Genomic DNA, 12,250 nt, shown 5'->3' on the forward strand with positions numbered 1-12,250 from the left:
CGCGTGGCCGGGGTGTGAGGGTTCGACGCTCTCCAGCAAACTGACGATCCGTCAGGATACGAAATTTTAACGCGTGTTCGTCACGTCCACGACGACCCCTTTCCACCGGTTCCCGGACCGGGCACCGCACCCGTACTGGTCACGACACGCGTGCGGGTGACCGCGTGCCAAAACGTCGCTTTCATCACATCAGGCAGCAGGATTGTGCTTACCGGCTATCGAGTACACGGGTAAACACAAGCGACGCACCGGGACCAGACGGCGCGCTCGACATTCAGAAGGGAGCCCCGATGGGGATCGGGATCTTGTCCGTGGGCGGCTACGTGCCGCCCACCGTGGTGGACAACGAGCAGATCAGCGAATGGGCCGGGACGGACCCCGAATGGGTCGCCGCCCGCACCGGCATCTCGGAACGGCATTACGCCCCGGCCGGCATGGCGACCTCGGAGATGGCGGCGGAAGCGGCCGCTCCGTTACTTGAGGACGCCGAGCTCCGCACCCGTATAGGCCTGCTCATCACGGCGACCTCCACCCCCGACCAGCCGCAGCCCGCCACGGCCGTCATGGTGCAGCAGCGCCTTGACCTGCCCGTCCTCCCCGCGTTCGACGTGAACGCCGTCTGCTCGGGCTTCCTCTACGCCCTGGCGACCGCCCGCGCCCTGCTGGCGCAGCAGGACAGCGGGGAGTGCGCCCTGGTGGTGGGCGCCGACAAGTACTCGACGATCATGGACAGGACGGACCGCAAGACCGTCAGCCTCTTCGGCGACGGAGCGGGCGCCGTCGTCCTGGGGCCGGTGCCCGACGGGTTCGGCATCCACGCCGTCGCCCTGCTGGCGGACGGCCAGACCACCTCCCTGGTACGGGTCGAGGCGGGCGGCACCCGCAAGCCGCTGACCGCGCAGCGCGTGGCGGACGGCGAGCACCTGTTCCGGATGGACGGGCGCGCGGTCCGCGACTGGGGCCTTCAGTTCGTCCCCAAGGCCGTGCACGAAGCCCTCGACCAGGCCGGGCTCACGGTCGGCGACATCGACCGGGTGGTCTTCCACCAGGGCAACACCCGGCTGGTCGAGGCTCTGGGCCGGGAGCTGGGCATACCGCAGGAGAAGCTCGCGCTCACCGCTCCCGACTACGGGAACACCGCCGCGGCCTCCATCCCGCTCACGCTCTCCCACGAGCACGCGCGCAAGCCGTTCGCCCGCGGCGAGCGGATCCTGCTGGCGTCCGTCGGAGGCGGCATGACCGCCGGCGCCGTCGTCCTCACCTGGTACTGACACCGCCCGCCCCGACCCGGGGCCGAAAGCACCTCACCCGCGCCCGACCGGCGCGCCTTCCTCCTTCACGTACCTCCACCCCACGTACGGAGAGACCATGCTTCCCACTGTCAGCAAGGCCGACGGCGTCTACCTCTACGACACCGAGGGCACCGCCTACCTGGACGGCTGCTCGGGCGCCATCAACGTCAACCTGGGCCACACCGTTCCCGAGGTCACCGAGCGGATGCACCGGCAGATCGACGAGGTCTGCTTCACCTACCGCACCCAGTTCCGCTCCCCCGCGCTGGAGGAACTGACCGCACACCTCACCCGGCTCGCCCCCGGTGACCTCAACCAGGTGCAGTTCTGCAACTCCGGGTCGGAGGGCATCGAGACGGCCCTGCGCCTGGCGACGCTCTACCACGCCACCGCCTACCGGCCCTTCCAGTGCGTGGTGCTGACCGAGGAGCCGAGCTACCACGGCATGACCGCGGGCGCCCTGGCCGCCTCCGGCCACCCCCTGCGCCGCACGAACCTCACCCCGCTGCTGACCAACCAGACCTCGGTCGCCCGGGTCCGCCCCTCGCAGGGCGCGCTGCGCGCGGACGCCCAGGACTGGGAGGCGGCCATCAAGGAGATCGGGCCGCACCGGATCGGCGCCGTGGTGATCGAGCCGGTGGGCGGGGCCTCTTCCGGTGCGGTGCCCACCGATCCCCGCACCCTGGTGAGGCTGCGGGAACTCGCCGACGAGCACGGGTTCCTGCTCATCGCGGACGAGGTCATGACCGGTCTGGGCCGCACCGGGCGCTGGTTCGGCTGCGATCACGCGGGCATCACCCCGGACGTCATGGTGCTGGGCAAGGGCCTGTCGGCGGGGTTCATGCCGGTGGCCGCCGTCCTGGTGTCCGACCGGATCGCCGGCGCCTTCGACGCGCCGCTGGGCAGCGTGCTGTTCGGGCACACCATGGCCGGAGCGCCGCTGGCGGCCGCGACGTCCGCCGCCGTACTGGACTACCTGGAGCGCGAGGACGTTCCCGCGCGGGCCGCCCGGACCGGTGCCCGGCTCCAGGAGCGGCTGGCGGAACTGGCCGGTCGCCACCGTCTGCTCACCGATGTGCGCGGCGCGGGCCTGCAACTGGCCCTGGGCGTGCAGTCCGACCCCGACCGCTTCCCCGGCACCTCGCTGGACCTGGTGGAGAGCGCCCGTGCGGAGGGCCTGCTGCTCTACCCCGCCGGGGTCACCCCCGTCACCGAGTCGGTCATGGTCGCCCCGCCGCTGACCATCGCCGACGGCGAAGTGGACGACCTGCTGGCCCGCCTGGAGCGGGCCGTGGAGCGCACCGAGCAGGCACCGCCGGGTCCCAGCGCGCCGCAGCTCCTGGCGCTGTCCCACTGAAGTTCCCTTCACCCCTCATCTGTTCGAGCTTTTCGACCGGAAGGATCCCGCACGTGATCACGCACTTCTCCGACCCCGCGCTGCGCACCCGCTTCCACGATCTCGCGGCCACCACCGTCGCCAAGCGCGCCGACGACTGCGCGACCGAGCACCGCCTCGACCTGGACTCCTGGCAGGAGATCAGCGCGGCCGGCATATGGAAGCTGCCCGTGGCCAAGGAGCTCGGCGGCTCGGGCGGCACCTGGTGGGACTTCGCCGCGGCCTTCGAGGGCGTCGCCGCGGGCGGCCGGGACCTCGGCTTCTGCCTCTCGATGGTCGCCCAGGCCGGTCTCATCCGCTCCCTCTCCACGTACGGCACGCCCGACCAGCGGCAGTACTGGATTCCGCGCCTGCTCAACGGCGAGGTGGGGGCCACCGCGCTGACCGAGACCACGGGCGGCTCCGACGTCACCCGCATCAAGTCCGCCGCGACCTCCGCCCCCGACGGCACCTACCGGCTCACCGGCCACAAGGACCACATCACCAACGGCCCGGCGGCCGATCTCGCCCTGATCCTCGGGCGGGTCCCGGAGGCGGGCAAGCGGGACATCACCCTGTTCCTGGTGGACCTGCACGCCCAGGGCGTCACCCGCGGGGCCCCCGAGGACATGATGGGCAACCGCACCAGCCCCACCGGCCCCATCGCCCTGGACGACGTCCGGGTGGAGAGCCGCAACATCCTCGGGGAGATCGGCGGCGGCGTCGACCTCATCTACGACACCATCGCCCTGGACCGGCTCCTGTACGGCATCCTCGCGGCGTCCTACCTCGATCCGATGCTCGACGAGATCCTCGCCTACACCCAGCAGCGGCAGGCCTTCCGCGTCCCCATCGGCGAGCACCAGTACGTCCAGGGGCGCGTCACGGACGCCAAGTTCGCCCTGGAGTCCACCCGTTGGGTGTCCTACGGGGCTCTGGACGCGCTCCTCCAGCAGCGCCCGGAGGCCTCGCTGATGTGCTCGGTCGCCAAGTACCACGCCGGCGAGACCCTCAAGCTCGGCACCGAGACCGCCCTGCGGGTCTACGGCCACCTCGGCTACATGGAGGGCCCGCACACCAAGGCGCTCAAGGACGCCCTGGGAGCCGTGATCGCCGGTGGCACCGCGGAGATGCAGCGCAAGAACGTCTTCAACCAGATGCGCTCCCTCCAGCACGCCGCGTGACCCCGCGTCCCCGTACCCCGCGGCCCGTGCCGCCGACACCGACCGTCCCAGGAGGAGACCCGACATGACCGCCCCGACCACCGGGACCGATCTCACCGAGCTGATCGGCACCACCGCCACCGTCACCCACACCGTCACCGCCGAGGAGGCCGCCAGCAACTGGGGCAACGGTCTCGACGTCCTGGCCACCCCCGTCCTGCTCTGGCTGGGCGAGATCACGGCCATGAAGGTGCTGGAGGACCACCTCCCCGAGGGGTCCATGACGCTCGGTCTGACCCACGACTCCGCCCACCTGGCACCCACCCCCGTGGGGGAGACCGTCACCCTCACCGCGACCCTCACCGCGGTCGAGGGCTCCAAGCTCCAGTTCGACGTCGAGGGGCGCGACGGTCAGGCCGTCGTCCTGCGCGGCACGCACGGCAGGGCCCTGGTGGACCGGGCCCGCTTCACCGCCAGGCTCGCCGCCCGCCCCACGAGCTGACCCACCGCGCGCAAGGAGAACTCCCCCATGCCACGTCTGATCATCGGCAACGTGACCTCCGAGTACATGTTCGGCTGCGCCCTGGAGAGCTTCGGCGCCAAGGGATCGGCCAAACAGCACGCCATCTCGACCAGGACCGCCTGGCTGCTGCGGGACGGTGACGCCCTGCTCACCCACCGCCCGCTGACCGAGGAGTTCCGCGACTACCTGGCCGCCACCCTGGGCCTGGACCTGTCCACCGTCACCTTCCTGAGCGCGAGTGAGGATACGGAGACGGGTGCGGGTGCGGAGACGGGCGCGGGTACAGGCGCGGAAGGCGGCGCCTTCCTCGACCACGACACCCTGCTCTCAACCGAACTCCTGGGCAGGCTCCGCGACCTCACCGGTCCCGACTGGCAGCTGCTCCCCTATCTGTACGACCGGACCATCGCCGAACTGGCCCGCCGGCTGGAGCTCGCCCCCGACGACCACCCGGCCTTCTTCGACCAGGGCGGCTCGGACGTCTTCAACAGCAAGTCGTTCTTCCGCATCTGGGCGGAGGGGCTCGGCGTCCCCGTCGCTCCGGGGCGCGTGTGCCGCAACCGGGCGGCGACGGCACGAGCGGTCCTCGACCTGCTGCCCCACACCGGCGCGGTCATCGTCAAGGAGGACTTCAGCGCCAGCGGGTACGGCAACGTCCTCTTCACCCACGACCCGGACATCCCGGCCCTGGGGGCCTCGACCACCCACCGGGTGTCCTCGGCCTCGACCGCGGAGGATGTCGAGCGTCTGCTCGCCGACAGCTTCCCCGCCGTCGCCGTCACCCGCGACTTCCCGGCGGGGCTGCGCCCCAGCGAGACGGTGGTGGAGGCCTACTACCCGTACAGCCGCACGCTGTACAGCGAGGTCGACGTCCCCGCGCCGCCCACGGCGCCCACCGTGCTCAACCACGGGGACATGCGCATGGAACCGGTGTGGAACGGCTTCGCCATTCCCCCGCTCGACCTGCCCGCCACGGCCGAGAGCACCATGCTCCACTGGTCGCGGGAGATGGCCCGCTATCTCCAGACCACCGGCTACCGCGGTTACGTCAACTGCGACTCGATCCTCACCGCCGACGGCCGGCTGCTGTTCAACGAGGTCAACGCCCGGGTCGGCGGCTGCACCCACGTCGACGCCGCCGCCCGGCACCTGCTGGGCGACGACTACCAGGTGCACCACACCGTGCTCACCCGCAACGACCTCCCGTGCACCGACTTCGGCAAGCTGGCCTGGGCGATGGGCCAGGATCCACAGCTCTCACCCGACGGCGGATCCACCGGTGCCCTGCTGCTGGTCGACGACGCGCCCTGGACCGGGACCGTGCAGTACCTGGTGCACGGTGACACCCCGGCCGCCGCGGCCCGTACGGAGGAACGTCTGCGCGCCCTGGCCGAGAACCTCTGACGCCGGGCACCGGGGGCGGGGCGCGCTCGACGGCGCCCCGCCCCCGCTCACGAGGTCTGCGGATGCGCGGCCCTGCGGCCGCGCATCCGCTTCACCTTGGCGATGCTGCCGCAGGCCCGGCCCGTCTCGCCGGCGGTCATGCTGCACCAGGTGCGGGAGTTGTTCCGCGACTGGTCGAAGAAGACCCACCGGCAGTCGGGGCACATCCGCAGCCGTCGCCAGCGGCCCTGGGCCACGACCCGCACGGCCAGCCGCAGCAGTTCCTCCACGCAGCCCGACCGGCCGCGGAAGACGAGGGAGCCCTCGGCGGCGAGCCCCACCGCCTGGGGACGGTCGGTCAGCCAGCCGTCCAGCCGGGCGCAGGAGCGGTCGGCGACATCGGCCCGCAGGTCGTCCCGCAGCCGCCGGAACTCCGTCCGCTCGCCCGCCCCGGGCAGGGCCACCGAAGGAAAGGAGTCGGACCATCCCCGCGCATCGCTCATGAGCTGCGGCAGGGTCTCCGTCGGCTGCCTCGTGTCGTTCGGAATGAGCCAGCTGTTCAGGAGGATCCGTAGCTCTTCACTTTCCGGGCTTACCGCAGTCACTGCCATATGGCCAGCGTAGACCCGGCCAAACAGAGACCACATGTAGATGTTCACCCAATGACTGGGCTGGTACTTCATGACCACCACCGAACCCGCACCCACCTACCGCGCCGTCCTCTCCGGCACCGGGAACCGCACCTGGTACACCGCCGCCGCCCTCGTCCGGGCGCCCGTCGTCATGGCCCCGCTGGCCCTGGTCCTGCTCGGGCACGCCACCAGTTCCTTCGCCGCCGGCGGTCTCCTCGCCGCGGCGCACGCCCTGGGGGAGGCCGCGGGCGCGCCGCTGATGGGGCGCCGTTTCGACACCCGGCCGTTCGTCGGACAGCTGCGTCTGGCCCTGCTGCTGGAGGCCGCGGCGTTCGCCGTGCTGGCCGCACTGGCGTCGAGCGCGCCGATCCCCGTGCTGGCCGTGCTGGCCGCGCTGGCGGGGGCGGCCGCCGCCGGGGCGCCGGGCGGCCTGCGCGCCCAGCTCGCGGCGACCGTCGCGCCGGAGCTGCGGCGCACCGCGCTCAGCCTGGAGAGCTCCCTCAACCAGAGCGTGTGGGCGTTCGGACCGCCTCTGGTGTCGCTGCTGTACGTCCAGGTGTCCGCGGTGGGTGCCGTCGTCGTGCTCGCCGTGCTCTCCGGGCTCCCCGCCCTGTTCGCCACCCGCATCCCGCACCGCTCGCTCCCGCAGCCCGGCCCCGACGACGCCCCCGCCGAGAGCCCGGCGAAGGTCCTCCGCCTGATGTGGCCCACCGCCGTGCTGTCCGCCGGGATCATGTTCCTCGTCGGCACGGTGGACGTGGTCCTGCCCGCCCGGCTGACCGACGTCGGCTCCTCGGAGGCCCTGGCGGGGCCGGTGCTGACCGCCTTCGCCGTCGCCAGCGTGCTGTCCGGTCTCGTGTACGGCGGCCGCCGCTGGCCCGGCAGCGCGCAGACGCAGTCCCTGGTGCTCCTGCTGGCGATGGCCGCGGTCCTCACGCTGCCCGCGTGGACCCGTACCCCGTGGAGCTACGCGGCCGCCTTCGCCGTCGCCGGTCTGCTCTACAGCCCCCTGCTGATCATCCGTAACCTGGCGCTCCAGGGGCAGTTGCCGGAACGGGTCTGGGCCACCGGCTTCTCCCTGCTGTACGCGGCGGCCGGGGCCGGTTACGGCGTGGCCAGTCTGCTGTCGGCGGCGGCGCTGAAGTACACCGACTCCAGCGTCGCCATCCTGCTGTGCACGACGCTCACGGCGGCCCTGGGCGTCGTCTCGCTGCTGGCCGAGAAACGGCGCCGCGCCCGCGCGTGACCCTCGCGCCCGGATGCGGTGCGGGGTCCCGCTCGGCCGGGCAGGACCGCGCGCCGGCGGGTCCGGTCACCAGGGCACGGGGCCGTCGTCGTCGAAGAAGCCGCCGGTGGGTCCGTCGTCGGGGAGGGTCGCGAGACGGAGCGCGATCGCCGCGCCCTGGCGGGGGGTGCGGACGCCCTGGAAGCCGTTGAGGTCGGTGGCGGTGTAGCCGGGGCAGCCGGAGTTGATCAGGATGCCGGTGCCGCCGAGTTCCTTGGCGTACTGGACGGTGAGGGCGTTGAGGAAGGTCTTGGACGCCAGGTAGGCGGCGGGGACCGGTCCCATGTCGACGCCGGGCGTGGTCTGGAGGCCGAGCGAGCCGACGCTGCTGGACATGTTCACGATGCGGGGCGACGCGGAGGCGCGCAGCAGGGGCAGCATCGCGTTGGTGACGCGGACGACGCCGATCACGTTGGTCTCGACGACGGCGCGCACGGTCGCGGGGTCGACCGTGGTGGGGGTCTGCGGCACGGCACCGGTGATGGCGGCGTTGTTGACCAGGACGTCGAGCCCTCCGGCGCGGTCGGCGATCAGCTCGGCCGCGGCGGTCACGCTCGCGTCGTCGGCCACGTCGAGCGGCACGCCGAACGCGTCCGCCCCGGCCGCGCGCAGCTTCTCCACGGCGGCGTCGCGGCGCCGCCGGTCCCGCGCGCCCACGGCGACGCGCCAGCCGAGGGCGCCCAGGCCCGCGGCGATCTCGTATCCGATGCCCTTGTTCGCGCCGGTCACCAGCGCGATCGTCTGTTCTGTCATGCCGTCGAGCCTGCTGCGGGCGGGGCCCGCACGTCCAAGACCGAGTGGGTGGGCGGTGATACCGCGCGGGTATCGGTCGAGGTGGGCGCCGCTACGATGCCGTGGTGGAGACCCGGGAGCTGCGCTACTTCGTCGCCGTCGCCGAGGAGTTGCACTTCGGGCGGGCGGCGCGGCGGCTCGCCATGGCGCAACCGCCCCTGTCGCGGGCGATCCAGCGGCTCGAACGGCGGCTCGGGGTGGTCCTGCTGCACCGGACGGCGCGCGAGGTCGCGCTGACCGAGGCCGGTTCGGTGCTGCTGCGGGAGGCCCGGGTCGCCCTGGACGCGGTGGAGGCGGCCGAGCGCCGCACCCGCCGCGCGGCCGCCGAGGCGCCCGGGGTGGTGCTGGCCACGAAGGCCGGGGCGGCCGGTGAGCTGCTGGCGAAGCTGCTGGACGCCTACGCGGCCGAGCCCGGCGCGGTCGGCGTCGAGGTGGTGCTGTGCGGGCCGGGCGAGCAGGAGGGGCTGCTGCGCGCCGGGCGCGCCGATGTCGCCCTGCTCCACCGGCCCTTCGACTCGACGGCGGGGCTCGACACGGAGGAGCTGCGCTCGGAGGGGCAGGTCGTGGTGCTGCCCGCGGGGCACCCGCTGGCCGTCCGGAGCCAGGTGTCGATGGCGGAGGTCACCGCCCTGACGGACCTGCCGCTGCCGCGCTGGCCGCGCCGGGACGGGAGCTTCCGGGACGGCCCCGGACCGCGGGTGCGCGACCACACCCAGCTCTTCCAGCTGATCGCGCTGGGCCGGGCCTGCGCGGTCGTGCCCGAGTCCCTCCGGGCCCACCTGCGCGACGGGCACGCGACGGTCCCGGTGCCGGACGCGCCGCCGGTCACGACCGTCATCGCCTGGCCGCCGCACAGCAGGTCCCGGGCCGTCGCCGACCTGGTCCGCACCGCGACGCGCCTCTGACGCCGCCGAGCGCCTGAGACATCGGGCTGAGCGCCTGGACCATTCCACCGCTCGCCGCCCCGCCGTTTGACTGGGCGCATGACGACGACGAAGACATCGCCCTTACTGGTGCTCGGCTCCACCGGCAAGACGGGCCGCCGGGTGACCGCGCGCCTCCAGGAGCGCGGATACGAGGTCCGGGCCGCCTCCCGCGGCGGGGCCGTCCGCTTCGACTGGGACGACGAGAGCACCTGGGAGCCCGCCCTCGACGGGGTCGGGGCGGCCTATCTGGTCGATTCGATGCGGAGCGACGCCGGGGTCTCGATGCGGAAGTTCACGGAGCTCGCCGTCGCCCGCGGGGTCCGGCGGCTCGTGCTGCTCTCGCACCGGGACTGGGTCGTGCCCGAGGGCCAGGAGAAGCTGCCCTGTGAGCGGGCCGTGCGGGAGTCGGGCGCGGAGTGGACGCTGCTCAAGCCCGCGTGGTTCGCGCAGAACTTCAGCGAGGACCCGTTCTTCCGGGGGCAGGTCATGGCCGGCGAGGTCGTGTGGTCGACGGGGGCCGGCACGGAGCCGTTCGTGGACGTCGAGGACATCGCGGACGTCGCGGTGGCGGCGCTCACCGAGGAGGGCCACGCCGGGGAGGCGTACGAGCTGTCCGGGCCGCGGCTGCTGAGCCTGGACGAGGTGGTGGGCGAGATCGCCCGCGCGACGGGACGGACCGTCACGTACCGTCCGGCGTCGCCGGAGGAGTTCTGTGCGTACGCGGCCGGGCGCGGGCTGCCGGAGGACTTCGCGGGCCTCCTGAACATGCTCTTCGGCTGGATCGCCGAGAACCGCTTCGCCACGCTGGGCGACGGAGTGCGGCGGGCCCTGGGCCGCGAGCCGCGCGACTTCGCGGACTACGTCAAGGCCGCCGCCGCGACCGGGGTCTGGCGGGACTGAACGGCGCCCCGCCAAGGCCCCCGGCCGGCCGTCAGCGCAGGACGGACGAGAAGTTGTCGAGCTGGATCCAGGTGACCTTGTTCGCCGTCTGGGGGCCCAGGACGTGGACGACGCCGGCCGTCGTGGCCTCGATGCGCAGGGCGTTGACGCCCTGGCTGTTGTTGCGGGGGCAGACGCCACGGGTCAGCTTGGGCGGGCGGATGTCGCCGTGGAGCGTGCCGAGCGGGCCGTCGGCGGTGAAGGCGCAGGTGACCAGCCCGCGCAGCTGGAGGAACTCGGTTCCCGCGAGGCGGATCACGCGGGCCTCGGCTGGCGAGAGGGGGTCGTTCCGCACGCCCGCCTCCAGGGTGATCGGCTTCCAGTCGACGACGACCTGGCAGCCGTCCGAGGGCTCGGCGGCGGCCGGCGCCGCGGAGAGCAGCGGGGCTCCGACGGCGACGGCCGGGGCGGCGAGGGCTGCGGTGAGCAGGGAACGGCGGCTGGTCGTGTGCGGGGTCATGCGCGATCCTCCGGATCGGGTGGGACGGGCGGACGGCTGGGCGGGGGCGGCGGTCCGGCGGGGGTTCATCGCCAGGCGACGGAGACGCCGTCGAGGTCGATCCAGGTGATGGCGTTGTCGCTGGAGGCGCCGTAGACGCGGAGCCCGCCGCTGACGTCGGTCTCGATCCGGCAGACGCAGCGTCCGTCGTCGTTGTTGCGGGGCACGCTCGCGCGCGTCAGGTGCGTCGCGCGGAGCCGGTGCGGCAGGGTCGCGATCCTGCCGTCCCCGGTCAGGCCGGGCGTGCGGGTGACGGTGCCGCGCAGCTGGAGGTAGGTGGTTCCGGCGAGGGCGATCAGACGTCCGCGCGGGGGCTGGGCGCCGGGCTGGACGCCGGGTTCGAGGGTGAGGTCCTCCCAGTCGGCGAGGACCTTGACGCCGTCGACGCCGGGCCTCGTCGGGTACCAGCTGATCGTGACGTCCCGCGAACCGGTCGTGCCGGGGACGGTGTTGCTGAAGCCGAACAGCAGCCGGGTCTCCTGGGTCGCGGGGTCGACCTCGACGGCGACGCCCTCCGGCTCGCGCCGGGTGAGGCCGTCTGCGCTGGTGACCACCTGCCGGTCGACGCGCCGGCCGGTCGTCCAGTCGTACGAGGTGAGGAGGGCGACCCCGGGGAAGCCGTCGGCGGGGAGCGTGTTCGGGTCGTCGTCGACGAGGTAGGGCGCCCACTGGTACCAGTACAGGACGTCGCCGAGGACGGTGTAGCCCTGGGAGGTGAGCCTGCTCTCCAGGGGGTACCGGGCGGGCACGGCGGGGGTCGTCTCCTCGTCCGCGCACGGCGCGGGCTGCCCGTCGCAGTCGCTCATGACGAAGGTGGTGCCCACCGGGACCCAGGAGCCGGCGGCGGCCGCGGCGAGGTCGTAGCGCGTGAAGGTCCGCTTGCCGCCCTTGTGGTACATGACGCTCAGGAGCTTGTTCACGGGGTCGACCGACGGTCCGGTGCCCGCGGTGCTGCCCGGCGGCGTGAACTTCCGCAGGGCCGGATCGTCCGCCCGGAGGACCGTGTCGTCGGCGTACGGGAACCGCGTGACGGCCTTGCCGAAGGCGGCCGTGACCTTGCCGTCCTTCTTGGTGAGGTGCAGCGGCACGGCCGCCGACGATCCGACCTCGGTCCAGACGTACGTCGTGTCGCCCTGCGGCTCGACACCCATCGAGATGCCGTGCCCGAACCCCTTCAGCTGCATGGACCCCTTGACCTCCCCGGTCAGGCGGTCGATGCGGTCGAGCCGCATGTTGCCCTGCTCGATGTCCTGCTGGCTTCCGCTCTCCATCTGGAGGACGAAGACCCGGCCGTTGCGGGTGTCGGTGGCGATCGCCTGCGGCGCCGGGCCCTTCACCAGGTCGACGGTCTGGATGAGCCTGCCGGTGACGCCGGACAGGTCGACGCCGTTGGCGTCCGTGATTCCCATGGTCCCCTCCCCCGGGATCCCGCCGGACCCCC

The 12,250-nt window shown here is 72.9% G+C and carries 12 protein-coding genes; 8 read left to right on the forward strand and 4 right to left on the reverse strand.

Features of this window, described 5'->3' with window-relative positions; all coding sequences use genetic code 11:
• Window positions 1-290: 290 nt before the first annotated feature.
• The 5 genes from ACFYXU_RS26715 (at window position 291) to ACFYXU_RS26735 (ending at window position 5,757) form a co-directional block, all read left to right on the forward strand.
• Window positions 291-1,271 carry a 3-oxoacyl-ACP synthase III family protein gene (locus tag ACFYXU_RS26715; protein WP_389460303.1) on the forward strand — a complete coding sequence of 327 codons (981 nt, stop codon included), beginning with the start codon at window positions 291-293 and terminating at the stop codon, window positions 1,269-1,271.
• Between the two features lie 97 nt (window positions 1,272-1,368).
• Window positions 1,369-2,649, forward strand: coding sequence for an aminotransferase class III-fold pyridoxal phosphate-dependent enzyme (locus ACFYXU_RS26720; RefSeq protein WP_389460305.1), 1,281 nt, complete (start codon window positions 1,369-1,371; stop codon window positions 2,647-2,649).
• Between the two features lie 53 nt (window positions 2,650-2,702).
• Window positions 2,703-3,851 carry an acyl-CoA dehydrogenase family protein gene (locus ACFYXU_RS26725; protein ID WP_389408542.1) on the forward strand — a complete coding sequence of 383 codons (1,149 nt, stop codon included), beginning with the start codon at window positions 2,703-2,705 and terminating at the stop codon, window positions 3,849-3,851.
• Window positions 3,852-3,915: 64 nt separating this feature from the next.
• On the forward strand, window positions 3,916-4,332 hold the full coding sequence (locus ACFYXU_RS26730) for a thioesterase family protein (protein WP_389408541.1): 417 nt from the start codon (window positions 3,916-3,918) through the stop codon (window positions 4,330-4,332).
• 27 nt (window positions 4,333-4,359) lie between these two features.
• A complete protein-coding gene (locus ACFYXU_RS26735; protein WP_389408540.1) occupies window positions 4,360-5,757 on the forward strand; it encodes a hypothetical protein in 1,398 nt (465 codons plus the stop codon).
• Between the two features lie 47 nt (window positions 5,758-5,804).
• On the opposite strand, the gene ACFYXU_RS26740 is transcribed toward ACFYXU_RS26735, so the two are convergent.
• Window positions 5,805-6,239, reverse strand: coding sequence for a CGNR zinc finger domain-containing protein (locus tag ACFYXU_RS26740; protein ID WP_389408539.1), 435 nt, complete (start codon window positions 6,237-6,239; stop codon window positions 5,805-5,807).
• Between the two features lie 178 nt (window positions 6,240-6,417).
• Here ACFYXU_RS26740 and ACFYXU_RS26745 point away from each other — a divergent pair, with 178 nt between their 5' ends.
• The gene (locus ACFYXU_RS26745; protein ID WP_389408538.1) at window positions 6,418-7,614 is read left to right on the forward strand and encodes an MFS transporter; all 1,197 of its coding nucleotides are present in this window, start codon (window positions 6,418-6,420) and stop codon (window positions 7,612-7,614) included.
• Window positions 7,615-7,680: 66 nt separating this feature from the next.
• On the opposite strand, the gene ACFYXU_RS26750 is transcribed toward ACFYXU_RS26745, so the two are convergent.
• Window positions 7,681-8,406 (reverse strand): SDR family NAD(P)-dependent oxidoreductase, encoded by a 726-nt coding sequence (locus ACFYXU_RS26750; protein WP_389460307.1) that lies wholly within the window; start codon window positions 8,404-8,406, stop codon window positions 7,681-7,683.
• 104 nt (window positions 8,407-8,510) lie between these two features.
• On the opposite strand from ACFYXU_RS26750, the gene ACFYXU_RS26755 reads away from it, so the two are divergent.
• Both ACFYXU_RS26755 and ACFYXU_RS26760 read left to right on the forward strand, forming a co-directional pair.
• A complete protein-coding gene (locus ACFYXU_RS26755; RefSeq protein ID WP_389460309.1) occupies window positions 8,511-9,350 on the forward strand; it encodes a LysR family transcriptional regulator in 840 nt (279 codons plus the stop codon).
• A 78-nt stretch (window positions 9,351-9,428) separates the two neighbouring features.
• Entirely contained in the window at window positions 9,429-10,271 is an 843-nt protein-coding gene (locus ACFYXU_RS26760) for an NmrA family NAD(P)-binding protein (protein ID WP_389460311.1), read from the forward strand.
• Window positions 10,272-10,302: 31 nt separating this feature from the next.
• Here ACFYXU_RS26760 and ACFYXU_RS26765 read toward each other — a convergent pair whose 3' ends face one another.
• Window positions 10,303-10,770, reverse strand: coding sequence for a hypothetical protein (locus ACFYXU_RS26765; RefSeq protein WP_389408535.1), 468 nt, complete (start codon window positions 10,768-10,770; stop codon window positions 10,303-10,305).
• 65 nt (window positions 10,771-10,835) lie between these two features.
• Window positions 10,836-12,218, reverse strand: a complete 1,383-nt coding sequence (locus ACFYXU_RS26770; protein WP_389460313.1) for a hypothetical protein — start codon at window positions 12,216-12,218, stop codon at window positions 10,836-10,838.
• Window positions 12,219-12,250 lie beyond the last annotated feature (32 nt).

Origin of the sequence: Streptomyces sp. NPDC002232 (assembly GCF_042890295.1) — a bacterium.
Lineage (GTDB): Bacteria > Actinomycetota > Actinomycetes > Streptomycetales > Streptomycetaceae > Streptomyces.